Source organism: Plantibacter sp. MMLR14_011 (assembly GCF_001865025.1).
GTDB classification, from domain to species: Bacteria; Actinomycetota; Actinomycetes; order Actinomycetales; family Microbacteriaceae; genus Plantibacter; species Plantibacter flavus_A.
This window is the reverse complement of sequence record NZ_MJGW01000094.1, coordinates 62,811-85,555: the sequence shown is the minus strand read 5'-3', so window position 1 is coordinate 85,555 and position 22,745 is coordinate 62,811. Positions and strand designations below refer to the sequence as shown.

Sequence of the window (22,745 nt, the reverse complement as noted above, 5' to 3'; positions counted from 1 at the left end):
TGTGGATAACTTCGGCGCGATGTTCGGAGCCCGGGCAGCATGGGACCGGAGGCGGCGCACGGGGTGCCCATGAAGGAGGAGACGGTGCGGGGAAGCGAGCGGGGACACGGATCGGAATCGGGAGGAGCGCGAATCGACGGCGGCGAGCGGATGACCGACCGTCTCGCGGGACTGCGTCCTGGTGTCGGTGGACGGCAGGTGTCCCGCTCGCGCATCTGGGTGGACCCACGTTTTCTCGTGGGCCTCATGCTGGTGGTCGCGTCGATCCTGGGGGTGTGGTGGCTCGTCACGACCTCGAGCCGGACGACCCCGGTGTACGCGGCGTCCGAGACGCTGACGCCCGGAACGCGGCTCGACCGCTCCTCGCTCCAGGTCATCGACGCACGTCTGGGATCGGTCGAAGGCGGGTACCTCGGAGCTGGAGCGGCACCGCCGCCGGGGGTCGTCGTCACGCGAACGATCGCAGCGGGGGAGCTCGTGCCGCTCGACGCGCTCGGCGAGGCGAGCGCCGTCGGCGTGACCACGCTCGTCGTCGAACCGGCCGGACGGCTCGGCGCCGACATCGTGCCGGGCACCGTCGTCGACCTCTGGGCGGCCGCCGCAGAGGGCGATGGCTACGGTGTCCCGGAGGTGCTGGTGTCGGCCGCGACGGTCGTCCGGGTCGGCGAGGACGAAGGACTCCTGTCCGGCCGTGGCTCGGTCGCCCTCGAGCTCGCGGTCCCGCGCTCCGGCGTCGCGACGGTGCTCTCGGCGACGGCGGCAGCGCACCTGCTTTCCGTGGTCCCCACCGAGCCCGGCGAACGCTGATGCTGCGCGTCGGACTCGCCCTCGATCCGCGGGTCGAGGGCGAGATCCTCGCGACGATGCTCGACCTCGGACACCGCGTCGCCTGGCGCTGTCACGACGTCGCCGAACTCGAGGAGCGCATCGGTGCCGGGACGCCCGTCGACGTACTGCTCGTGTCACCCGGGGTCGACCGCCTGAGCGCCGAACTCATCGACCTCGCGGACCGCGTGGGTACGAGGGTCGTGGCGCTCGCGTCCGGTGAGTCCGAGCGTCGCCATGCGGCGGGGCTGGGCCTGGTCGACATCGTCCTCCTGCCGGTCGATCCCGAGGAGCTGGATCGGACCATCGCGCCGCTCGACCTCGGCGGTGACGGCCCTCGTCCGGTCGCCCAGGCCGCCGGGCGGGTCATCGCGGTGTGGGGCGCGGCCGGGTCGCCCGGCACGACCACCGTCGCCGCGGGCATCGCCAGTGAACTCGCCGCGCGCGGACGACGGGTCGTCCTCATCGACGCGGACACCTACGGGTCATCCGTCGCGGCCATGCTCGGCCTCCTCGACGAGGCACCCGGGTTCGCCGCGGCCTGCCGGCTGGCCGGAAGTGGAGCGCTCGACATCGAGCAGCTCGAGCGGATCGCGGTCGTCCATCCGTCGCCATCCGGCGCGTTCCGCGTCCTGACCGGCATCTCACGCGCGGCACGCTGGACGGAACTGTCGACGGAACGCGTCGCGACGACCATCGAACGGTGCAGGGCGTGGATGGACGACATCGTGATCGACACGGCGTTCTGCCTGGAGGCGGACGAGGAGATCTCGAGCGACCTGTTCGCGCCCAGACGGAACGGGGCGGCGTTCGCCGTCCTCGGGTCTGCAGACCGGGTGGTCGAGGTCGGCGCGGCCGACCCGGTCGGGGTCACGAGGTTGCTCCGCGGGCACGCGGAACTCGTCGAACTCGTCGACCCGTCGCGCATCTCGGTGGTCGTGAACCGGCTGCGTGGCGTCGCGCTCGGTACCGGTCCGGCCGGCCAGCTGGCGTCCACGCTCTCGCGCTTCGGCGGGATCGAAGCGGCCGCGCTCCTGCCGGAGGACCAGCGGGTGGTGGACGCTGCGGTGATCGCGGGGAGGAGCTTGCGCGACCAGGCCCCGCGAGGGGCGCTTCCGGTCGCGCTGCGGCGGTTCGTGTCCACCGTCCTCGACCAACAGTCGACGCCGGTGCGGGACCGCTCGCGGCGCTCGGCGGGTGGAGTGCGTGGGCGTCGTGCGCGGAGTCGGTCACGCCGCGCGGAATAGTCTCGACGGAGTCACTCAATACAATTGGGTGATCAACCGGATACGCATTTGCACGCCGATATATGCATCTGCATTCTCCTCCGATGCATCGCTATCCGTTGGGTGATGAATTACTCCGATATCGTGTCGGTATTCAGATTCGCTTGGTGGTGTTCGATATGATCGGATAACCGTCGGACTCACCACGGATATCTTCAGGAGGACCCCCATGGCTCAGAAAGTCATCACCACATACATCGACGATCTCGACGGCAGCGAACTCGCTTCCGGATCAGGAGAGACCGTCCGGTTCGCGATCGACGGAACCGAATACGAGATCGATCTCGGTGCGGACAACGCGAAGAACCTCCGCGAGTCGCTGAAGCCTTACATCGGAGCCGGACGCCCGGTCAAGCGTGGGCGCCGCACCTCGAGCACCAGCACCCGCAACAGCGCCGAGAACCTCGCCGCGATCCGCGAGTGGGCCGCGAAGAACGGGCACGCCGTGTCGTCGCGCGGACGCATCCCCCAGGCGGTCCAGGACGCCTATCGCGCGGCCAACTGACGCATCACGTCCGATCGACGGCGCTCAGCGGCCCCAGGCGGGCCGCTGAGCGCCGTCGTCGTTCCGTGCCTGCCCGACAAGAGGTCGTCCGGGGACGCCCGGCGCACTCGGTGCCGGTCGGCCGAGCCTAGACTGGCATCGTGTCGACGCTCAGTGATCTCGTTCTCGCCCAGGGCCGCTCCAGTGCGGCCGACGTGGAGTGGCTGCACATGCTGCTCGCGGACAGCCAACTCCTCGCGGATCTGGCGTTCGCCGATATCGTCATCTGGGTGCCGACCGATTCCGGCAGTTTCATCGCGGTCGCGCATTCGCGTCCGTCGAGTGCCGCGACACTCTTCTATCGCGACTTCGTCGGTCAATCCATCAAGCAGGAATGGCGCAAGCAGGTCACCGACTGTTTCGAGAGTGGACGGATCATCGAGTCGTCCGCACCGGACTGGTACGAGGAGACCCCGACCAGGGTTCGTGCCGTGCCCGTCGCCCGGCGGATATCGCCGACCGAGACGACCAATGCCGATGGACCCATCGCGGTCATCACCCGTCACACCAATCTCGGTGAGGCTCGGACGCCGAGCCGCCAGGAACTCACCTTCAACGACTGCGCGAGCGACCTGTTCGAGATGATCGCGGTGGGTGACTTCCCCGATCTCGGAGCGCCGACCGGACCACGCCGAGGCGCGCCGCGCGCGAGCGACGGCCTGATCCGTCTCGATGTCGACGGTACCGTCACCTTCGCCAGCCCCAACGCGCTCTCGGCCTTCAACCGGATCGGATTCGCCGAGGAACTCGAGGGCGAGTCGCTCGCGGACGTCACGACCCATCTGCTCTCCGGGACGGGGACCGTCACCGTCGACGAGTCCCTGCCACTCGTCGTCACCGGTCGGGCGCCGTGGCGGACCGACATCGAGGACAAGGGCGTGACGGTCTCCCTCCGGGCGATCCCGTTGCGGAGCCGCGGCGAGCGGGTCGGCGCGATCGTGCTCTGCCGTGACGTCAGCGAACTGCGTCACCAGGAGCAGGAACTCATCACCAAGGACGCGACGATCCGCGAGATCCACCACCGGGTGAAGAACAACCTCCAGACGGTCGCGTCGCTCCTGCGGATCCAGGCCAGGCGGACGCACTCGGAGGACGCCCACGACGCCCTCACGCAGGCCATGCGGCGCGTGGCCGCCATCGCGGTCGTGCACGACACGCTGTCCGAGGGGCTCAATCAGAACGTCGATTTCGACGAGGTCTTCGAGCGCGTGCTCCTGCTCATCGCCGAAGTGGCGAGCTCCCACAACACCACGGTCCGCCCGAAGTCCTCCGGCTCGTTCGGCGTGCTCCCGAGCGAGTACGCGACGCCACTCGCCCTCGCGCTCACCGAACTCGTCACCAACGCGGTGGAGCACGGCTTGAACGGCCGCGACGGCGACGTGGAGATCACGGCCGACCGCACGGACGAGCTGCTGAGCGTGCAGGTCCGCGACAACGGCGTGGGGCTCCCGGAGGGGAAGGTCGGGTCCGGTCTCGGCACCCAGATCGTGCGGACGCTCATCCAGGGGGAACTGGGCGGGACGATCGACTGGCACACGCTCATGGGGAGCGGCACCGAGGTCACGATCGCGATCCCGATGCGCTGGGTCGCCAAGGGCTGAGGTGCTGGTCCGTCGCGAACGGCCGCGGGCATGCGAGAACCCCGGGGCCGTTCGGCACCCGGGGTTCTCGTCCGCGACTAGGAGGCGCGGCGGGCGCGGGCCGCGCGACGCTTGAGAGCGCGACGCTCGTCCTCGCTGAGGCCGCCCCACACGCCGGAATCCTGGCCGGTCTCGAGCGCGTACTGGAGGCACAGCTCCGTGACACTGCAGGTGGCGCACACGGCCTTCGCCTTGTCGATCTGATCGACCGCCGGACCGGTGTTCCCGACCGGGAAGAACAATTCCGGGTCGACGGTCAGGCAGGCAGCTTTATCGCGCCAATCCATAGGGGAGCTCCTTTTATTGCATGGTGAGATTTCTTCAACCGAGTGAGGGGTATCGGGAAGCGAAAGCCGAAATGCGAGGGGGATGATCGTCCGGGATTCGGGATCTGTCCACACCCTCGTGGACCTCATGTCGGCCTCAAACATGGTTTCATATCGGTAAGAGCAAATCAATAGCCAAGTTTGGGTGAACCCTGTGAGTACCGATCGAAACGCCACCTCCGCTCCGAACCCGGAGGAGCGTCGTCATCCGGCGGTGCTGGCCTTCATCGTCCTGCTCGTCGCCGAGGCGTTGCTCATGATCGGGCTCTCGGCCTGGTTCCTCTTCGAGCTGGTCGCGGCGACGCCGGCCTCGTTCACGAGCGCACTGGCGATCTTCGTGATCCTGCTCATCGCCACGACGTTCGTCACGGCGCTCGCCCTCGGCGCGATCCGCGGACGGAGCTGGATCCGCGGGGGAGCGGTCACCTGGCAGCTCGTGCAGATCGCCGTCGCCGTCGGCGCGTTCCAGGGGGTCTTCGCGCAACCCGCGATCGGGTGGTTCTTGCTGCTGCCGTCGCTGGCCGTCCTCGGGCTCCTGTTCACGCCGGCGGTCGCCGCCGTGACCCGACGCGAGATCTGAACGCGACGCGTCAGGCGTCGAGGCCGAGGGCCTTGCGGAGGCTCTTCACGTGGCCGGTGGCCTTGACGTTGTACCGGGCGAGGGTGAGGGTGCCCGTCTCGTCGATGACGAACGTCGAGCGGAGGACTCCCGTGACGATGCGTCCGTAGGAGTTCTTCTCGCCGTAGGCTCCGTACGCCTGATGGACCGTCAACTCCGGGTCGCTGAGGAGCGGGAACGTGAGCCCGTCCTCCTCCTGGAAGGCCTTGAGCTTCTCGACGGAGTCCTTCGAGACACCGAGCACCACGTACCCGGCTCCGCCGAGCGATGCGAGGTTGTCGCGGAAGTCGCACGCCTGGGTGGTGCAGCCGGGCGTCATGGCGGCGGGGTAGAAGTAGAGGATCACCCGTCGTCCGGCGAAGTCCGACAGGGACACGCTGGTGCCGTCCTGGTCGGTGAGGGTGAACGCGGGGGCCGGGTCGCCGGCAGAGAGACGGAGGGGTTCAGGCATACCCCAAGCCTAGTCAGGAGTACTGGTCTGCTTTGATCGTCGCGAAGGTCCCCAGCAGCCGCTGGAGCGAGTCGAGGCGTGCCGGGCCGTTCTCCCCGAGCCGCCCCTCTGCGACGGCCTCGATGATCGCGCAGTCGGGGGCGTCGGGCAGATGGGTGCAGCCGCGTGGGCACTCGAGCGCGATCTCCGCGAGGTCGGTGAACGACTTCAGGATGTTGGCGGTGTCGACATGTCCGAGACCGAACGAGCGGACGCCCGGGGTGTCGATGACCCATCCGGATCCTCCGGGCGCCTCGATGCGCAACGAGACGGTCGACGAGGAGGTGTGACGGCCACGTCCGGTGACGACGTTCACATGCCCCGTGGCGCGCTCCGCGGTGGGGACGAGGGCGTTGACGAGGGTGGACTTGCCGACGCCCGAGTGGCCCACGAAGACCGTGTCGTGACCGATGAGGGCCTCGGTGATCTCTGCGAGAGGGACGTCGTCCTCCCGGCTGCGGAACACCCGCAGGCCGAGCCCGGCGAAGTTCGCGAGGAACTCGTCGGGGTCCTGGAGGTCCGTCTTCGTGATGCAGAGGATCGGGGTGATGCCCGCGTCGTAGGCGGCGACGAGGTAGCGGTCGACGAGGCGGGCCCGTGGTTCGGGGTTCGCAGCGGCGACGACGATGAGCATCTGGTCGGCGTTGGCGACGACGACGCGCTCCATGGCGTCGGTGTCGTCGCCGCTGCGGCGGAGCAGCGTCGTGCGCGGCACGATCCGTACGATGCGCGACAGCGTGCCCTCGGCGCCCGAGGTGTCGCCGACGACGTCAACCCGGTCGCCGGTCACGATGGCCTGCTTGCGGAGTTCACGAGCGCGAGTCGACGTCAGGACGCGCTCCTCGGGCGTGCCTTCGTCGAGGAGCACGGTGTAGCGACCGCGGTCGACCGCGAGGACGCGGGCGGTCAGTGCATCGAGGTGCTCGGGCCGCGTCTTCGTCCGTGGGCGGTTCGCCTTCGGGTTCGGCCGCATCCTGATGCTCGACTCGTCGAGTTCCGGTTCGTCGTCGTCGACGCCGTCGTCCCACCAGCTCATCGGTTCAGCCCCCGACCATCGCATGCCACAGTTCGGTGAACTGCGGCAGCGTCTTCGCGGTCGTGGCGACGTTCTCGATGGTGACCCCGGGCACGACGAGACCGAGGATCGCTCCCGTGGTCGCCATGCGGTGGTCGTGGTAGCTCGACCACTCTCCGCCGTGGAGCGGGCGCGGCTCGATGCGGAGACCGTCCGGGAGCTCCGTGACGGCGCCACCCAGCTTGTTGATCTCCGTCGCGAGGGCCGCGAGGCGGTCGGTCTCGTGGTGACGGATGTGCCCGATGCCCGTGATGGTCGACGGCCCGTCGGCGAGTGCCGCGAGTGCGGTGAGGGCGGGCGCGAGCTCACCGCCGGTGGTCAGGTCGAGGTCGACCGCGGTGATCCGCTCGCCGCCGGTGACGGTGAGGCGATCGCCGTCCAGGGTGACCGTCGCACCGAAGCGGGGCAGGAGGTCCGCCAGGTCGGCACCGACCTGGGTGGTGGAGGTGGGCCACCCGCGGAGCGTGACGCTTCCGCCGGTGACGAGCGCCGCGGCGAGGAACGGTGCAGCGTTGGAGAGGTCGGGCTCGAGGTCGACGTCGAGCGCGGCGATCGTGCCGGGGGCGACGACCCACTCACCGACGGCGGGCTGTTCCACGGTGACCCCTCGGGCCGCGAGGGCCGCGATGGTCATCTCGATGTGCGGCAGGCTCGGCAGACGCTCGCCCTCGTGGACGAGGTGGAGCCCCTGCTCGAAGCGTGCTGCGGCCAGCAGGAGACCGGACACGAACTGGCTCGACGACGACGCGTCGATGGTGAGCTTGCCACCCGTGACCGTGCCCGTGCCGTGCACCGTGAAGGGGAGCGCCTTCCGGCCGTCGTCGCTGATGTCGACGCCGAGCGCCTGGAGCGAGCCGATCATGGTGGCCATCGGCCGGTTCCTGGCCGAGGGGTCGGCGTCGAACACGGTCGGCCCGAGGGCGAGGGCGGCCAGCGGCGGGACGAACCGCATGACGGTGCCGGCGAGCCCGCACTCGACGGTCGTGCTGCCGAACAGCTCGCCCGGCGTGACGAGCCAGTCCTTACCGAAGGCGCCCGAGGCCGGTCGCTCGACGATGGTGGTCCCGAGTGCGCGCAGCGCCTCGACCATGTTGGTGCTGTCCATCGAGTGGAGCGGGGCGCGCAGGAGGGAGGGCCCGTCGGCCAGAGCGGCCAGGACGAGCTCGCGGTTCGTGAGCGACTTCGAGCCCGGAAGCGAGACGGTCGCATCGACCGGACCGCCCGCGACGGGCGCCGGCCAGGCTGCGTCGTCGTGCTCGGGTTCGGCATCGCCGTACACGTCGAAATCTGGTGCGGAATACGGATTGGTCAACATTGGTTCCAACAGTAGTCGGGGTCGAGAGCAGAAGGAGGAGCGGATGTCCACAGCGGTACTGGAACGACCGGTGACGGAGGCCGATCACGGCCGTCTGGCGCTGGCCGTAGACTGGCCGGTGATGACCTCCGTCGACCCAGAAGCCCTTCCGGCCGAGCCGGACCCCCGATCACTGTTCGAAGCACAGGCACTGCCGTTCATCGATCAGTTGTACGGCGCTGCCATGCGCATGACGAAGAACCCGTCGGACGCTCAGGACCTCGTCCAGGAGACGTTCGTGAAGGCCTTCGCCGCGTTCGCGCAGTTCGAACAGGGCACCAACCTCAAGGCGTGGCTCTACCGCATCCTCACGAACACGTACATCAACACGTATCGGAAGAAGCAGCGCGAGCCGTACCAGGGCACCATCGACGACCTCGAGGACTGGCAGTTGGGCGGTGCCGAGTCGATCAGCGCCACCTCCAGCCGATCCGCCGAGGCCGAAGCGATCGATCACCTGCCGGACAGCGACGTGAAGAACGCGTTGCAGGCCATCCCGGAGGACTTCCGCCTCGCGGTGTACCTCGCCGACGTGGAGGGCTTCGCCTACCAGGAGATCGCCGACATCATGAAAACGCCCATCGGGACCGTGATGAGTCGTCTGCACCGTGGCCGACGACTCCTCCGCGACCTGTTGGCCGACTACGCCTCGTCCCGGGGGTTCACCGTGACGAAGCAGGGGAGCAAGAAATGAGCGACTGCGGCTGCGACAAGGCCAAGCGAGACCTGGAGGAGTACCTCCGTCACGAGGTGTGCAAGACGGAGGCCGCCGACATCCGCGAGCACCTCGCGAACTGCCCGGAGTGTCAGAACGAGGCGCTCGTCGCCCAGACCCTCACCGAGGCCGTGCAGCGGGCGTGCAAGGAGACGGCACCCGAAGACCTGAAGAACCAGGTCCTCGCGTCGCTCCGGGCCACCCAGGCCACCCACGAGAGCGCCTGACGGCCGACCGACGGCATCAGCCGGCACCGTCGAGGCGTGACTCCTCGACGTCCAGCATCCGCTGCGCCTTCGCCAGCACCTCGGAGGAGTAGCTGCCGGTCGCCCGCGCATCGAGGAGCGCGTCGCGTTCGGCGTCGAGCACTCGGCGTCGCAGTTGTCGGAACTGCTCGTGCGGGCCCACGCCGGCATCGGTGCGTTCCGCCGCCGACTCGACGCGGATGAGGCTGCTCGTACGCACCCGGTCGACGACCGCGGTGTCGAACGGTTCGCCACCGTCCGTGCGCAGCTGCGGGTCGTCGAGGGCGGCCACACCGACGGTCGAGATCTCCTCGACGAGACCGGCCAGTTCCGCCATCGCGGCCTGCTCGTCCGTCCCGCCGACCCGGGACAGCCGGATGACGAGCGGGAGGGAACCGCCCTGGAGCAGCAGGGTGACGATCGCGACCGTGAACGCGATGAGGACCAGCTCCGCCCGATACGGGGTGTCGAGCGGCAACGACTGCGCGGCGGCGATCGTGACGACCCCACGCATACCCGCCCAGGCGAGCACCGCGCCGCCGCGCCACCCGAGTCCCTCGCGTTGCAGGAAGTCCAGGTCGGCGCTCCGCCGGGCGATCGACCTCGAGAAGGCGGCCTTGCGTTTGGCTGAGCGCGCGTTCTCCGTCGAATGCTCCTCGAGACGTGCTGAGACCTCCGCCAGCCTCGGGCGCCGGGAGAGGGCCTCCCGTTCGTCGCGTCGCAACGACCAGACGAGGACGCCGACGAACACGATGCGGACGACGATGAGGGTGCTGGCGGTCAGCAACCCCAGGCCGATCGACGACCAGATGCCGAGGTCGTCCTGCTCCACCTGCGAGACGATGGCCTCGAGCTCGAGGCCCATGAGCAGGAACACCCCGTTCTCGAGGAGGAACTGCGTCGTCCGCCAGTTGATGCGCTCGCTGATGCGGTCCTGGGCGGTGAAGTACTTCGCGCTCTGATGCCCGGTGTAGAGTCCGGCGACGACGACCGACAGGACGCCCGAAGCGTGGAAGTGCTCGGCGGGCAGATACGCGATGAACGGCACGGCGAAGGAGATGACCGTCGTGAGGACCGGGTCGCCGAGGCGGGACCGGATCCGGACCGTGATGAACCCGACGACGATCCCGATCGCGATCGCGAGCGCCACGGCATAGGCGAAGTCGCCCAGGACACCCCACAGCGAGACCGTGCCGGCGGTCGCGGCGATGGCGGAGCGCAGGAGGACCAGGGCCGAGGCGTCGTTCACGAGGCTCTCGCCCTCGAGGACGCTCACGAGTCGCGACGGCATGCCCAGCCGCTTACCGATCGAGGTCGCGGCGACCGCGTCGGTCGGACTGACGACGGCACCGAGGGCGATGCCGGCGGCCAGGCTCAGGTCGGGGAGGATCGTCGACAGGATCCAGCCGATGAGGACCGACGACACCACGACGAGGACGACCGAGAGTCCGGAGATCGCTTTGAGATTGCGGCGGAAGTCGACCAGGGGAACGTTGACCGCGGCGGAATAGAGGAGCGGTGGCAGCACGCCGGCGAGGATCCACTCCGGCTTGACCTCGACGTCCGGCACGAACGGCAGATAGCTGAGGGCGAGCCCGACCAGGACGAGGATGAGCGGGGCTGCCACGCGCAGCTTGTTCGCGAAGCGGGCCACCGCGACGATGGTCACCACCGCGACGACGGCGAGGAATGCGAAGTCCATGGCGTCAGCCTATTGGCGGCGGCTCACCGCCCACGCACGGATCACTGTCGCCGTGCTGACCACCCGCGCCCAGACGACGACGCAGACGACGACGACCGCCCGTCGGAACGGGCGGTCGTCGATCGTGCGGCTGGGGTCAGAGCGCCAGCGCGGTGCGGAGGAGTTCCGCCTGCTCGGCGGCGTGACGCTTCGCCGAACCCGTGGCGGGGGAGGCGGACGCGGTGCGCGACACGTTGCGGATCGTCCGACCCTCGAGGTGCTTGGCGGCCTCCAGGCAGATGAACGGCCACGCGCCCTGGTTCTCCGGCTCGTCCTGCACCCACACCAGTTCGGCGTTCGGGTACTGCGCGACCACGGCGTTCAGCTCGGCCACCGGGACCGGGTAGAACTGCTCGACGCGGACGAGGGCGATCTCGTCGTTCGGCTGCTTCTGCAGCTCGCTGAGGAGGTCGTAGTGGATCTTCCCGGAGTGCAGGAGCACCCGCTTGACCGCGGCCTTGTCGGTGATCCGCGCGTCGTCGATCACCGGCTCGAAGCGGCCCGAGGTGAAGTCCGCCACCGGGCTCGTCGCGCCACGCAGACGCAGCATCGCCTTCGGGGTGAAGACGACGAGCGGCCGACGCGGGCGGGCGTACGCCTGGCGACGCAGCAGGTGGAAGTACGACGCGGGGGTCGACGGCCGTGCGACGGTCATGTTGTCCTCGGCGCAGAGCTGCAGGAACCGCTCGATCCGCGCGGACGAGTGGTCGGGGCCCTGGCCTTCGTAGCCGTGGGGGAGGAGGAGCGTGACACTCGACCGCTGCGACCACTTCTGCTCGGCGGAGGAGATGAACTCGTCGATGATCGTCTGCGCGCCGTTGGTGAAGTCGCCGAACTGCGCCTCCCACAGCACGAGCGCGTCGGCGCGTTCGACCGAATAGCCGTACTCGAAGCCCATGACCGCGTACTCGCTGAGGAGCGAGTCGTAGATCCAGAAGCGGGCCTGGTTGTCGCTGAGGTTCGCGAGCGGCAGCCACTCCTGGCCGTTGACCCGGTCGTGGAGGACGGCGTGGCGCTGCACGAAGGTGCCGCGGCGGGAGTCCTGTCCGGACATCCGCACCGGGGTGCCCTCGATGAGCACCGATCCGAGTGCGAGCAGTTCTCCGAAGCCCCAGTCGATGTTGCCGTTGCGGCTCATGTCGAGACGCTTCTCGAGGAGCTGCTGCACCTTCGGGTGCACGGTGAACCCGGCGGGCTTGTTGTTGAACGCGTCGCCGATGAGCTGCACGACGCCCTCGGAGACGCCGGTCGTCTCGAGTTCGCCGGAGTAGCCGTCCTCGTCGAGGACCTCGGTCGGGATCGGCGTCGGCGAGGTCTGCTCGGCGTGCGTCTCCATGAAGGCGCGTTCGAGGCGGTCCTGGAAGTCGCGGTGCGCGGCCTCGTACTCCTCCTCGGTGATGTCGCCACGGCCGACGAGCGCCTCGGTGTACAGCTTGCGCACGGAGCGCTTCGCCTCGATGAGGCTGTACATGAGCGGCTGCGTCATCGACGGGTCGTCGCCCTCGTTGTGGCCGCGTCGGCGGTAGCACACGAGGTCGATGACGACGTCGCGCTTGAACTCCTGGCGGTACTCGAAGGCGAGCTCCGCGACCCGCACGACGGCCTCGGGGTCGTCGCCGTTCACGTGGAAGATCGGCGCCTGGATGGTCTTCGCGACGTCGGTGTTGTAGATGGAGGAGCGGCCCTCGCCAGGAGGCGTCGTGAACCCGACCTGGTTGTTGATGACGACGTGGACCGTGCCGCCGGTGCGGTAGCCGCGGAGCTGGGACAGCTGCATCGTCTCGAGGACGACGCCCTGACCGGCCATCGCCGCGTCGCCGTGGATGAGGATCGGGAGGGTGCCGAACGCGCCGATCGGCCCCCGGTCCTGCTTCGCGCGGACGATGCCCTCGAGCACGCCGTTGACGGCCTCGAGGTGCGAGGGGTTCGCGGCCAGGTAGACCGGGATCTCGCGGCCGTCCTCGGCCTTGAAGGTGCCCTCGGTGCCGAGGTGGTACTTCACGTCGCCGGAGCCGTGGCTAGCCGGGTCCTGCGTGCCCTCGAACTCGCGGAAGATCTGACCGTATGTCTTACCGGCGATGTTCGTGAGGACGTTGAGGCGGCCGCGGTGGGCCATACCGATCGCGACCTCGTCGAGCTGGGCCTGCGACGCACCCTGGAGGATCGTGTCGAGGAGGGCGATGGTGGACTCGCCGCCCTCGAGGCTGAAGCGTTTCTGGCCGACGTACTTCGTCTGCAGGAAGGTCTCGAAGGCCTCGGCCTCGTTGAGCTTGCCGAGGATGCGCATCTGCTCGTCGTGCGTCGGCTTCTCGTACTTGCGCTCGACCTTGCTCTGGATCCACTTGCGCTGCGCGGGGTCCTGGATGTGCATGTACTCGATGCCCGTGGTGCGGCAGTACGAGTCGCGGAGGACGCCGAGGATGTCGCGCAGCTTGGCCGTGCGGGCCGAGCCGAAGGCGCCCGTGACGAACTCGCGGTCGAGGTCCCAGAAGGTCAGGCCGTGGGTCTCGATCTCGAGGTCGGGGTGCGACCGCTGCACGTACTCCAGCGGGTCGATGTCGGCCATGAGGTGGCCGCGGACGCGGAACGCGTTGATGAGCTCCTGGACGCGGGCGGTCTTGTCGACGGCGTCGGCGAGGTCGACGCTGATGTCGGGCGACCAGTGGATCGGGTCGTACGGGATGCGGAGCGCGGCGAAGATGTCCTGGTAGAAGCTGCGGCTGCCGATGAGCAGCTCGTGGACGACCTTGAGGAACTCGCCCGAGCCGGCGCCCTGGATGACGCGGTGGTCGTAGGTGCTCGTGAGCGTGATCGTCTTGCCGATAGCCAGCTCGTTGAGCGTGCGCTCGGAGGCGCCCTGGAACTCGGCCGGGTACTCGAGGGCACCGGCGCCGATGATGCAGCCCTGGCCCTTCATGAGGCGGGGGACCGAGTGCACGGTCCCGATGCCGCCGGGGTTCGTGAGCGAGATCGTGACGCCCTGGAAGTCGGCTCCGGTGAGCTTGCCCTTGCGGGCGCGGGTCACGAGGTCCTCGTAGGCCGAGAGGTACTCGTTGAACGTGAGGGTGTCGGCACGCTTGATGCCCGGCACCATGAGGGCGCGGGAGCCGTCGGGCTTCGGGAGGTCGATGGCGATGCCGAGGTTGATGTGCGCCGGCGCGACGACCGTGGGCTTGCCGTCGGTCTCCTCGTAGTAGACGTTCTGGCTCGGGAAGTCCTTCAGCGCCTGGATGAGGGCCCATCCGATGAGGTGGGTGAAGCTGACCTTGCCGCCCCGGGCGCGCTTCAGGTGGTTGTTGATGACGATGCGGTTGTCGATCATCAGCTTCGCCGGGATGGTGCGCACGCTCGTCGCGGTCGGGACCGTCAGGCTCGCGTCCATGTTGGTGGCGAGCGACTTGGCCATGCCCTTCAGCACGGTGACCTTGTCGACGTCCTCCGGAGCGGGTTCGGTCTGGTCGCTCTTCGGCTGCTGGACCTGGTTCGGGCTCGTCATCGGGGCGTCGGCCGGGATCGGGGCCGGCTTCGCCTGGACCGAGGTGGTGCGGGCGACCGGCTGCGCGCCGATGACCTGGATCGGGGCCGTCGGCGGGTTGACCCGGGCCGCCTCGTCAGACGCCGCGGGGGCGGGGGCCGGCGCCGTGGTGCCGACGGACGCCGCACCGTCGTCCGACTGGCCGCCCGTCGTCCCCTGGGCTGCGCCGTTCACCGGCCGGTAGTGCTCGAGGATCGGCCACCAGGAGCGGTCCACGGAATCCTTGTCGACGAGGTACTGCTCGTACATCTCGTCGACGAGCCATTCATTGGCTCCGAATTCGTTCGTTGCGCCGTCATCGGCGCCCACTCCGGTCATCTGGCTCGACACCGTCGATCGCCCACTCTCTCCGTTGAATTCTCACTGTTTGCAGGCAGGGAACATGCCCGCACGATCCAGTCATCAAGCCTAAACCCATTCCGTCGTCGGTGCGGCTCGGACGCCGCTCGGGATACGGTGTTCTCATGCGGTTCATCGGTGAGATCCCCAGCCACGACCTGACGTACTCGGACGTGTTCCTCGTCCCCAGCCGCTCCGGGATCACGAGTCGACTCGACGTCGACCTGGCTCCGGATGACGGCACCGGCGCCACGATCCCGATCGTCTCCGCCAACATGAACTCCGTCACCGGGCCACGTCTCGCGGCGGCCCTGGCGCGGCGCGGCGGACTCGGCGTCCTGCCGCAGGACATGCCGCTCCAGGAGCTCGACGCGGCGATCCGCTGGGTCAAGGAGCAGCCGGTCGCCTTCGACACCCCGCTGATCATGCGCGCCGATCAGACCGCGGCCGACGCCCTGCGCCTGATCCCCGCGGTCGCCGGTCACGGCATCGTGCTCCACGACGAGCGCGACGCCTTCGCCGGCTGCATCCCGGCCGCGCGTCTCGCCACGGCGCTGCCCGACGCACGGCTCGGCGACCTCGCGCGCGGATCGCTCGCCTCGATCGACGCCGACGACGTGACCGGTGGCCGGGCCGCGTTCGACCTCATGGTGGCCGCCGACCTCGAGTTCGCGCCCGTGCTGCACCACGGAGCGGTGGTCGGCACCCTCAGCCGGACGAGCGCGCTCCGGTCGACCATCTACACGCCGGCGCTCGACGCGTCGGGCCGACTCCGGGTCGCCGCGGCGATCGGGATCAACGGTGACGTCGCCGTCAAGGCGCAGGCGCTCGCCGCCGCCGGGGTGGACGTCCTCGTGATCGACACCGCCCACGGGCACCAGGAGGGCATGCTCCGGGCGATCGCGGCCGTCCGCGCCCTCGGTCTCGGCCTCCCGATCGTTGCCGGCAACGTCGTGTCCGCCGTCGCGGTGCAAGACCTCGTCGACGCCGGTGCCGACATCCTCAAAGTCGGTGTCGGACCCGGTGCGATGTGCACCACGCGGATGATGACGGCGGTCGGACGTCCGCAGTTCTCGGCCGTGCTCGAGACGGCCGCGACCGCCCGCGCACTCGGCGCGAAGGTCTGGGCGGACGGTGGCGTCCGCTACCCCCGCGACGTCGCCCTCGCCCTCGCGGCCGGTGCGTCCTCGGTCATGATCGGTTCGTGGTTCGCCGGCACGATCGAAGCCCCCGGTGAGCTGCAGCGCGCCGCCGACGGGTCGCTCTACAAGGAGAGCTGGGGCATGGCGTCGACGAAGGCCGTGCATGAGCGCTTCGGTCGACTCGATCCCTTCGAACTCGCGCGGAAGACGCTCTTCGCCGAGGGCATCTCGTCCTCCCGCATCACGATCGACCCGCTCCGGCCGTCGGTCGAGGACCTCCTCGACATGATCACCGCCGGTGTGCGCTCGTCGTTCACCTATGCGGGTGCCGACTCGGTCCCCGGCTTCCACGAGCGCGCCATCGTCGGCGTCCAGTCGGCCGCCGGGTACGAGGAGGGCAAGGCGCTGCCCGTCTCCTGGTGAGCCGGGGCACTGGTGCGGCACGCACGACCGCGGTGGGATGATGGGCCCATGGCGGTGAACGGTGGGACGCGCGGGTTCGGTGTCGGCATGCAGGTCCTCGTGCTCGTGGACCCGGCATCCGATCCCTCGACGGGGGAGCGTGCCTCCGGGGTCATCGTCGCGCCCGGCCGCCAGCGCGCCGCGGCGTTCGTCTCGGTGTGGACCGAACAGCTGACGACGTGGATCGTCGAGTTCGACGAACCCTTCACCGCGCCCGACGGCAGCGGCCCGCACGAATCGGCCGAGGTCCGCGAGACCTACCTCATCCCGGCGCCGTTCGCCGAGGCGTGGGAGTCCGTCGACGCCTGACCGCCGTGTGCTCGCTCAGGCGAGCGACCGGTCCATGATGGCCGAGGAGAGCGCCTCCACCGGGCCGGCGGCCGCCAACGGGTTCGCGAGCAGGGTGAAGTCGACGCCGCCCAGGGTCGGGAGTTCCAGCCGGTTGCTCAGCATGACGAGGTCGCTCGGGATCAGGCTGCGCGGGAAGACCGCGACGCCGAGCCCGGCCCGCACCGCTGCGAGGACGCCGTTCACCTCCCGTGTACTGCAGGTGATCCGCCAGGTGCGCCCGGCGGCCTCCAGGGCGTCGATCGCCAGCTGCCGGGAGAGACTCGGGTCCTGGTAGGCGATGAGGGGGACAGGCTGGCCCGGCTCGATCGTGGTCTTCTCGAGACCGACCCAGACCATCGAGTCGGTCCGCACGAGCTTGCCCTCGTTCTGGCCGGGGTGCATCTTGACGAAGATGAGGTCGAGGGCGCCCGCCTTCAGCCGGCGGTACAGCGGCCCGCTCTGGTTCACCGTGAGTTCGAGGTTCAGCTGCGGGTGACCCTGCCGGAAGTGCCGCAGGATCCGGGGGAGCTGGGTCATCGCGAGGTCGTCGGCGGCCCCGAAGCGGAGGCGACCGCTCATCGCCGAGCCGGTGAAGTAGCTCTCCGCCGAGGCGTGTGCAGCGAGGATGGTCCGCGCGAACCCGGCCATCGCGTCACCGTTGTCGGTCAGGCGGACCGCTCTCGTGTCCCGGACGACGAGCCACCGGCCGGCGGCCTCCTCGAGCCGTCGGATCTGCTGACTGACCGTCGGCTGGCTCAACCCGAGCTGCGCGGCGGCGCGCGTGAAGTTCTTCGTCTCGGCGACGGCCAGGAAGGTGCGCAGCAGTGCGGGGTCGAACATGCATGAGCCGATCATTCGGGAATCGAATAGGACTGATAGGGATCATCCTGCTCGGAAATGGCCGCGTCGGCAATAGCGTGGACGGGAGCCGACGGCCTCCGCGGCTCCACCCATACGACACGCACTCGACATACGAAACGCTGGCTCTCTCCGTGACCCCTCCCTCCGACACCGCCGTCGCTCCGCCGCCGCCCACCGCCCCCATGCCGATCGTGGGGGAGCGCCCCGCCTGGCGGGACACCTTCTCCTCGCTCCGCGTCCCGAACTTCCGACTCTTCACGATCGGACACATCGTCGCGACGACCGCGATCGGGATGCAGCGCATCGCGCAGGACTGGCTCGTCCTCGAACTCTCCGGCAGCGTCGCCGCCGTCGGAATCACGGTCGCGATGCAGTTCGCGCCCATGCTGCTGTTCGGACTGCTCGGCGGCGTGATCGCGGACCGCTACTCGAAGCGCGTGCTGCTCATGATCACGCAGTCGCTCGCCGCCGTCCTCGCGGTCGCGCTGTCGATCCTGACGCTCAGCGGCGCGGTCGAGGTGTGGCACATCTACGTCATCGCCTTCATGCTCGGGCTCGTCACGGTCGTCGACAACCCGGCCAGACAGGTGTTCGTGAACGAGCTCGTGGGCCCGGCGAGACTGCGGAACGCCATCAGCCTCAACTCCGCCGTCTTCCAGCTCGGGCAGCTCGTCGGTCCGGCCGTCGGCGGTGTCCTCATCACCGCCGTCGGTTCCGGGTGGTCCTTCGCGATCAACGCCCTCGCCTGTTCGGGCGTCGTGCTCACCCTGGCGCTCATGCGCGTCTCGGAACTCGTTCCGACCCCGGTCGTCGCGAAGGCGAAGGGCCAGCTCAAGGAGGGGCTCGGCTACGCCATGCGGAAACCGGCCATCCGGTGGACGGTCATCATGGTCGCGTTCATGTCGGTGTTCGCCTTCAACCTGCCGGTCCTGCTCGCCGCCTACGCCTCGGACGTCTTCGACATCGGCGCGAGCGGCTACGGGTTCCTCAACGCCCTCGTCGCCGTCGGAGCGCTGACCGGGGCGCTCGCGTCGACGAGGCGTGGGGGTGTGGACCTGCGCATCGTGATCGTCGCGGCGGCGGCGGTCGGTGTCCTGCAGGCGGCCGCCGGCGCGATGCCCGTGCTCCTGCCCTTCGCCCTCCTGCTCGTCGCGGGCGGGGTCGCGAACCTCCTCTTCATCACGGCGGCGAACTCGCTCGTCCAGCTGTCGTCCAACGTGGCGATCCGCGGACGGGTGATGTCGCTGTACATCCTCGTGCTGCTCGGCGGGCAGTCGATCGGCGGTCCGCTCATGGGCTGGCTCGTCGAGGTCGCCGGGCCACACGTGGGCATGATCGTCTCGGGTGGGGTCCCGGCGCTCGCCGCGGCGTGCATCGGAGCACGGTTCCTCCTCCTGCGGCGTCGGAAGCGTCGCGCGGCCGAGGATCGCCAGCGGCAGACGGAGGCTGAGAAGAACCCCGGAAATCCGGGGTCCACAGCCGCGGATGTCCGATAGACTCGTCCGCACAATGGACGACCCTCCTTCAGACAGATCCCCCGGCCACCATCCCAGCCCCGTGCTGACCCGATCACGGGAGACGACCGCCCATCCGGGCGACGGATCCCCCACTCCGGCATCGACCGCTCAGCACGGACGGGATCGTCATGTCTGAGTGGATCATGCTCGGCGTCGGCCTCGTACTGACCATCGGCACGGGCTTCTTCGTCGCCTCCGAGTTCGCGCTCGTGAACCTCGACCGCGCCGATCTCGAGGCCCGCCGCGACCGTGGTGAGACCCGCCTGACGATGACGATCGCAGCGCTCAAGATCACGTCGACGCACCTGTCGAGCGCGCAGCTCGGGATCACCCTGACCACCCTCCTCACCGGTTACACCATGGAGCCGGCGCTGTCGTCGATGCTCGCCGGTCCGCTCGGCGCCATCGGGATCCCCGAGGGCGTCGTCGCCGTCGTGGCGACGATCGTCGCGATCACCCTCGCCACGCTGCTCAGCATGATCATCGGCGAGCTCGTCCCGAAGAACTTCGCGCTCGCGTTGCCCCGACAGACGGCCAAGTTCGTCGTCCCGTTCCAGACGGCCTTCACCTGGGTGTTCAAGCCCGCCATCGTGGTCCTCAACGGCAGCGCCAACGGCTTGCTGCGGTCGATGGGCATCGAGCCCAAGGAGGAGCTGTCGGGAGCACGGACGGCCGAGGAGCTGTCGTCCCTTGTGCGTCGATCGGCGCTCGAGGGCACACTCGAGGCCGACACCGCTACCCTGCTCAACCGCACCCTCCGCTTCTCGAGCCACGATGCGTCGGACGTCATGACGCCGCGCCCGCGCATCGCGTCGATCCAGCGCGGCGAACCCGCCCAGGCGGTGCTCGCCCTCGCGAGGTCGACCGGCCACTCGCGCTTCCCCGTCACCGATGCCGACGTCGACGACATCACCGGTGTGGTGCACGTGAAGCAGGCCATCGCGGTCCCGCGCGACCGCCGCGGCGAGGTGCCCGTCTCGGCCCTGCAGTCACCGGCGCTGCGCGTCCCGGAGACGATGAAGCTGGACGTGCTGCTCTCGCAGCTGCGCGGACGCGGCTACCAGATGGCCGTCGTGGTCGACGAGTACGGCGGCACAGCGGGCGTCACCACCCTCGAGGACCTCGTCGAGGAGCTCGTGGGCGAGGTCGCCGACGAGCACGACCGTTCGCGTGCCGGGGTGGTCCGCGGACGCGACTCCACGACCTTCCCGGGCAGCCTGCGTCCCGACGAGCTCCTCGAGCGCGCCGGCGTGCGCGTCCCCGAGGACGGCCCGTACGAGACGGTCGCGGGCTACGTCATGAGCGAGCTCGGACGGCTCGCGGTCTCAGGCGACGAACTCGAGCTCGAAGACGGAACGCTCCGCGTCGAGCGACTCGACGGCCGACGGATCGATCGGATCCGATTCACCCCGAGACCCGTCGTGTCGGAGGACGGTGGTGACGTATGAGCGACTGGGCAGGAATCGCCTGGCTCGTGGTGCTGCTGCTCGCGAACGCCTTCTTCGTCGGTGCCGAGTTCGCGGTCATCTCCGCGCGTCGGTCGCAGATCGAACCCCTCGCCGAGCAGGGGCGCCGGAGCGCCAAGACCGCGCTGTGGGCCATGGAACACGCCACGCTCATGTTGGCGACGAGTCAGTTGGGCATCACCGTCTGCTCGCTGCTCATCCTGAACGTCTCCGAACCGGCGATCCACCACCTGCTGGAGGTGCCGTTGGCGCTCACCGGCTGGCCTGAGGAGACCATCGGCACGGTGGCGTTCATCATCGCGCTGCTGCTCGTCTCCTACCTGCACGTGGTCTTCGGTGAGATGGTCCCGAAGAACCTCTCCTTCTCGATCCCGGATCGCGCGGTCCTGCTGCTCGCGCCGCCGCTCGTCTTCGTGGCGCGCGTCTTCCGCCCGATCATCGTGTCCCTCAATGCGACCGCGAACGCCGTCCTCCGCCTGTTCCGGGTGGAGCCGAAGAACGAGGCCGCGAGTGCGTTCACGCTGGACGAGGTGGCGACCATCGTCGACCAGTCCACCCGCGAGGGTGTGCTCACCGACTCGACGGGTGCGCTCGTGGCGGCGTTCGAGTTCACCGAGAAGAAGGTCCACGACGTGGCCCTGCCGCTCGGGAGCCTCATCACGCTGACGGAGGAGGCCACCCCCTCGGACGTCGAGCGCGCCGTCGCCAAGTACGGCTACTCGCGGTACGTGATCGTCGACGACGAGTCGGTGCCGATCGGCTACCTGCACCTGAAGGACGTGCTGCGGTACGACGACCTCGACGGCAGTGGCGACGAGGAGCGGCCGGTGCCCGCGAAGCACATCAGGCAGCTGGTCTCGGTGTTCGAGGATTCGGACGTCGAAGACGCACTGACCACGATGCGTCGCTCGGGGGCGCACGTCGCCCGGGTGTTCGACGAAGCGGGCGCCACCACCGGGGTGCTCTTCCTCGAGGACATCATCGAGGAGCTCGTCGGCGAGGTCCAGGACGCCACCCGGCGTCGCTGATCGGACGCCGGAGCACGGATACGAGGACGGCCCGCACGCGAACGCGTGCGGGCCGTCGTCGTGTCGGGGTAGCGCTCAGGCGCGCGGCTTGGCCCGCTCGTACTGGCCCGGCCAGGCGACCTCCACGCCGAGCTCGGTCGCGGCGCGCAACGCGAAGTGCGGATCACGGAGCGCCTCGCGGGCGACCATGACCGCCTCCGCCTGCCCGTCGGCGACGATGGCCGCGGCCTGCTGGGCGTCGGTGATGAGGCCCACGGCGCTCGTGTCGACACCTGTCGATCCGATGTGCGCCGCGAACGGGACCTGGTATCCGGGGGAGAGCGGGATCCGGACGCCGCCGACGGCTCCACCGGTCGAGATGTCGAAGAAGTCGGCGCCTCGCTCGGCGCACCAGGCGGCGACGGTCGCGGTCTGGTGCTCGTCCCATCCGTCGTCCACCCAGTCCGTGGCCGAGAACCGGACGAACAACGGCAGACCGGCCGGGAGGACCTCGCGAACCGCCTCGACGACGCGGAGGAGGAGCTTGGCCCGGTTCTCGAGCGAGCCGCCGTAGCCGTCCTCGCGGTGGTTGACGAGCGGGGAGAGGAACTGGTGCAGCAGGTAGCCGTGCGCGGCGTGGAGTTCGATGACCTGGAAGCCGGCGTCGACCGACCGGACGGCCGCCGTCCGGAAGTCGTCGACGACGCGGTCGATGCCCTCGTCGTCGAGGGCTTCCGGGACGGCGTAGCCCGGGAAGGCCTCGGGCGACGGAGCGACGGTCGACCAGCCGCCCTCTTCGATCGGCACGCTGCCGTGCCCGTCGGTGCCCCAGGGGGCGAACGTGGAGGCCTTCCGGCCGGCGTGCGCGAGCTGGATGCCGGGGACGGCACCCTGATCGGTGATGAACGCGGTGATCCGTCGCCAGGCGTCGCGCTGTTCGTCGTTCCAGATGCCTGCGTCCTGGGGGGTGATCCGACCCTCGGGGCTGATCGCCGCCGCCTCGGAGATGACGAGGCCGAAGCCGCCCGCCGCGAACTGGCCGAGGTGCATGAGGTGCCAGTCGGTCGGGACGCCGTCCCGGGCGGTGACGCTGTACTGGCACATCGGGGCGATCCACAGGCGGTTGGGGACGGTGAGGTCGCGGATGGTGATCGGATCGAACAGCTGGGGCACGGAACTCCTCGGGTCTCGGGGCGACGGGCGTCGCCACCCGGCTCAACGTCCCC

The 22,745-nt window shown here is 69.3% G+C and carries 20 protein-coding genes; 12 read left to right on the top strand and 8 right to left on the bottom strand.

The annotated features are described in order from the left end of the window. The first annotated feature begins 150 nt into the window (after positions 1–150). The 4 genes from BIU99_RS18355 (at position 151) to BIU99_RS18340 (ending at position 4,256) form a co-directional block, all read left to right on the top strand. On the top strand, positions 151–807 hold the full coding sequence (locus BIU99_RS18355) for an SAF domain-containing protein (RefSeq protein WP_071262560.1): 657 nt from the start codon (positions 151–153) through the stop codon (positions 805–807). Then, positions 807–2,072, top strand: coding sequence for a P-loop NTPase (locus tag BIU99_RS18350; RefSeq protein ID WP_071262475.1), 1,266 nt, complete (start codon positions 807–809; stop codon positions 2,070–2,072). Before BIU99_RS18355 ends, BIU99_RS18350 begins: the two co-directional genes overlap by 1 nt. A 208-nt stretch (positions 2,073–2,280) precedes the next feature. Beyond that, positions 2,281–2,616 (top strand): Lsr2 family protein, encoded by a 336-nt coding sequence (locus BIU99_RS18345; RefSeq protein ID WP_064295242.1) that lies wholly within the window; start codon positions 2,281–2,283, stop codon positions 2,614–2,616. 140 nt (positions 2,617–2,756) lie between these two features. Continuing rightward, positions 2,757–4,256, top strand: a complete 1,500-nt coding sequence (locus tag BIU99_RS18340) for a sensor histidine kinase (protein WP_064295243.1) — start codon at positions 2,757–2,759, stop codon at positions 4,254–4,256. 77 nt (positions 4,257–4,333) lie between these two features. Here the strand turns inward: BIU99_RS18340 and BIU99_RS18335 are convergent, their stop codons facing one another. Next, a complete protein-coding gene (locus tag BIU99_RS18335; protein WP_056012627.1) occupies positions 4,334–4,582 on the bottom strand; it encodes a WhiB family transcriptional regulator in 249 nt (82 codons plus the stop codon). A gap of 193 nt (positions 4,583–4,775) precedes the next feature. On the opposite strand from BIU99_RS18335, the gene BIU99_RS18330 reads away from it, so the two are divergent. Beyond that, complete coding sequence (locus BIU99_RS18330; protein WP_064295244.1) at positions 4,776–5,201, top strand: hypothetical protein; 426 nt, start codon at positions 4,776–4,778, stop codon at positions 5,199–5,201. Between the two features lie 10 nt (positions 5,202–5,211). On the opposite strand, the gene bcp is transcribed toward BIU99_RS18330, so the two are convergent. The 3 genes from bcp to aroA are packed head-to-tail and all read right to left on the bottom strand — an operon-like array spanning position 5,212 to position 8,120. Next, the gene (bcp, locus tag BIU99_RS18325; RefSeq protein ID WP_064295245.1) at positions 5,212–5,691 is read right to left on the bottom strand and encodes a thioredoxin-dependent thiol peroxidase; all 480 of its coding nucleotides are present in this window, start codon (positions 5,689–5,691) and stop codon (positions 5,212–5,214) included. A 13-nt stretch (positions 5,692–5,704) separates the two neighbouring features. Further along, positions 5,705–6,766 (bottom strand): ribosome small subunit-dependent GTPase A, encoded by a 1,062-nt coding sequence (rsgA, locus tag BIU99_RS18320; RefSeq protein WP_064295360.1) that lies wholly within the window; start codon positions 6,764–6,766, stop codon positions 5,705–5,707. 4 nt (positions 6,767–6,770) lie between these two features. Then, positions 6,771–8,120 (bottom strand): 3-phosphoshikimate 1-carboxyvinyltransferase, encoded by a 1,350-nt coding sequence (gene aroA / locus BIU99_RS18315; RefSeq protein WP_071262474.1) that lies wholly within the window; start codon positions 8,118–8,120, stop codon positions 6,771–6,773. A gap of 43 nt (positions 8,121–8,163) precedes the next feature. Here aroA and BIU99_RS18310 point away from each other — a divergent pair, with 43 nt between their 5' ends. Further along, positions 8,164–8,853 (top strand): sigma-70 family RNA polymerase sigma factor, encoded by a 690-nt coding sequence (locus BIU99_RS18310; protein WP_079002798.1) that lies wholly within the window; start codon positions 8,164–8,166, stop codon positions 8,851–8,853. Then, on the top strand, positions 8,850–9,101 hold the full coding sequence (locus BIU99_RS18305) for a zf-HC2 domain-containing protein (protein ID WP_064295247.1): 252 nt from the start codon (positions 8,850–8,852) through the stop codon (positions 9,099–9,101). Before BIU99_RS18310 ends, BIU99_RS18305 begins: the two co-directional genes overlap by 4 nt. Positions 9,102–9,117: 16 nt before the next feature. Here the strand turns inward: BIU99_RS18305 and BIU99_RS18300 are convergent, their stop codons facing one another. Together BIU99_RS18300 and BIU99_RS18295 are read right to left on the bottom strand one after the other, a co-directional pair. After that, positions 9,118–10,821: a sodium:proton antiporter gene (locus BIU99_RS18300; RefSeq protein WP_071262473.1), complete on the bottom strand. Its 1,704-nt coding sequence runs from the start codon at positions 10,819–10,821 to the stop codon at positions 9,118–9,120. A 136-nt stretch (positions 10,822–10,957) separates the two neighbouring features. Next, positions 10,958–14,713 carry a multifunctional oxoglutarate decarboxylase/oxoglutarate dehydrogenase thiamine pyrophosphate-binding subunit/dihydrolipoyllysine-residue succinyltransferase subunit gene (locus BIU99_RS18295; protein ID WP_071262472.1) on the bottom strand — a complete coding sequence of 1,252 codons (3,756 nt, stop codon included), beginning with the start codon at positions 14,711–14,713 and terminating at the stop codon, positions 10,958–10,960. A gap of 146 nt (positions 14,714–14,859) precedes the next feature. Between BIU99_RS18295 and BIU99_RS18290 the strand changes: the two genes are divergently transcribed. Beyond that, positions 14,860–16,299, top strand: coding sequence for a GuaB1 family IMP dehydrogenase-related protein (locus tag BIU99_RS18290; RefSeq protein ID WP_071262471.1), 1,440 nt, complete (start codon positions 14,860–14,862; stop codon positions 16,297–16,299). A gap of 48 nt (positions 16,300–16,347) precedes the next feature. Next, positions 16,348–16,647, top strand: a complete 300-nt coding sequence (locus tag BIU99_RS18285) for a hypothetical protein (protein WP_071262470.1) — start codon at positions 16,348–16,350, stop codon at positions 16,645–16,647. 15 nt (positions 16,648–16,662) lie between these two features. On the opposite strand, the gene BIU99_RS18280 is transcribed toward BIU99_RS18285, so the two are convergent. Continuing rightward, positions 16,663–17,508, bottom strand: a complete 846-nt coding sequence (locus tag BIU99_RS18280) for a LysR substrate-binding domain-containing protein (RefSeq protein ID WP_071262559.1) — start codon at positions 17,506–17,508, stop codon at positions 16,663–16,665. 203 nt (positions 17,509–17,711) lie between these two features. Here BIU99_RS18280 and BIU99_RS18275 point away from each other — a divergent pair, with 203 nt between their 5' ends. The 3 genes from BIU99_RS18275 to BIU99_RS18265 all read left to right on the top strand — a co-directional run bounded on the left by BIU99_RS18275 (position 17,712) and on the right by BIU99_RS18265 (position 21,540). Then, a complete protein-coding gene (locus BIU99_RS18275; RefSeq protein ID WP_071262469.1) occupies positions 17,712–19,025 on the top strand; it encodes an MFS transporter in 1,314 nt (437 codons plus the stop codon). 149 nt (positions 19,026–19,174) lie between these two features. Continuing rightward, entirely contained in the window at positions 19,175–20,494 is a 1,320-nt protein-coding gene (locus BIU99_RS18270; RefSeq protein ID WP_064295253.1) for a hemolysin family protein, read from the top strand. Further along, on the top strand, positions 20,491–21,540 hold the full coding sequence (locus BIU99_RS18265; protein WP_071262468.1) for a hemolysin family protein: 1,050 nt from the start codon (positions 20,491–20,493) through the stop codon (positions 21,538–21,540). The genes BIU99_RS18270 and BIU99_RS18265 overlap by 4 nt, the downstream gene beginning before the upstream one ends. Before the next feature lie 75 nt (positions 21,541–21,615). On the opposite strand, the gene BIU99_RS18260 is transcribed toward BIU99_RS18265, so the two are convergent. Further along, the gene (locus tag BIU99_RS18260; protein ID WP_071262467.1) at positions 21,616–22,692 is read right to left on the bottom strand and encodes an NADH:flavin oxidoreductase/NADH oxidase; all 1,077 of its coding nucleotides are present in this window, start codon (positions 22,690–22,692) and stop codon (positions 21,616–21,618) included. Between the last annotated feature and the right edge of the window lie 53 nt (positions 22,693–22,745).

Coding starts and splice junctions, on each gene's coding strand:
- BIU99_RS18355 (WP_071262560.1), top strand. CDS start 151: ATGACCGACCGTCTCGCGGGACTGCGTCCTGGTGTCGGTGGACGGCAG.
- BIU99_RS18350 (WP_071262475.1), top strand. CDS start 807: ATGCTGCGCGTCGGACTCGCCCTCGATCCGCGGGTCGAGGGCGAGATC.
- BIU99_RS18345 (WP_064295242.1), top strand. CDS start 2,281: ATGGCTCAGAAAGTCATCACCACATACATCGACGATCTCGACGGCAGC.
- BIU99_RS18335 (WP_056012627.1), bottom strand. CDS start 4,582: ATGGATTGGCGCGATAAAGCTGCCTGCCTGACCGTCGACCCGGAATTG.
- bcp (WP_064295245.1), bottom strand. CDS start 5,691: ATGCCTGAACCCCTCCGTCTCTCTGCCGGCGACCCGGCCCCCGCGTTC.
- rsgA (WP_064295360.1), bottom strand. CDS start 6,766: ATGAGCTGGTGGGACGACGGCGTCGACGACGACGAACCGGAACTCGAC.
- aroA (WP_071262474.1), bottom strand. CDS start 8,120: ATGTTGACCAATCCGTATTCCGCACCAGATTTCGACGTGTACGGCGAT.
- BIU99_RS18310 (WP_079002798.1), top strand. CDS start 8,164: ATGTCCACAGCGGTACTGGAACGACCGGTGACGGAGGCCGATCACGGC.
- BIU99_RS18305 (WP_064295247.1), top strand. CDS start 8,850: ATGAGCGACTGCGGCTGCGACAAGGCCAAGCGAGACCTGGAGGAGTAC.
- BIU99_RS18300 (WP_071262473.1), bottom strand. CDS start 10,821: ATGGACTTCGCATTCCTCGCCGTCGTCGCGGTGGTGACCATCGTCGCG.
- BIU99_RS18295 (WP_071262472.1), bottom strand. CDS start 14,713: ATGACCGGAGTGGGCGCCGATGACGGCGCAACGAACGAATTCGGAGCC.
- BIU99_RS18290 (WP_071262471.1), top strand. CDS start 14,860: ATGCGGTTCATCGGTGAGATCCCCAGCCACGACCTGACGTACTCGGAC.
- BIU99_RS18285 (WP_071262470.1), top strand. CDS start 16,348: ATGGCGGTGAACGGTGGGACGCGCGGGTTCGGTGTCGGCATGCAGGTC.
- BIU99_RS18280 (WP_071262559.1), bottom strand. CDS start 17,508: ATGTTCGACCCCGCACTGCTGCGCACCTTCCTGGCCGTCGCCGAGACG.
- BIU99_RS18275 (WP_071262469.1), top strand. CDS start 17,712: ATGCCGATCGTGGGGGAGCGCCCCGCCTGGCGGGACACCTTCTCCTCG.
- BIU99_RS18270 (WP_064295253.1), top strand. CDS start 19,175: ATGTCTGAGTGGATCATGCTCGGCGTCGGCCTCGTACTGACCATCGGC.
- BIU99_RS18265 (WP_071262468.1), top strand. CDS start 20,491: ATGAGCGACTGGGCAGGAATCGCCTGGCTCGTGGTGCTGCTGCTCGCG.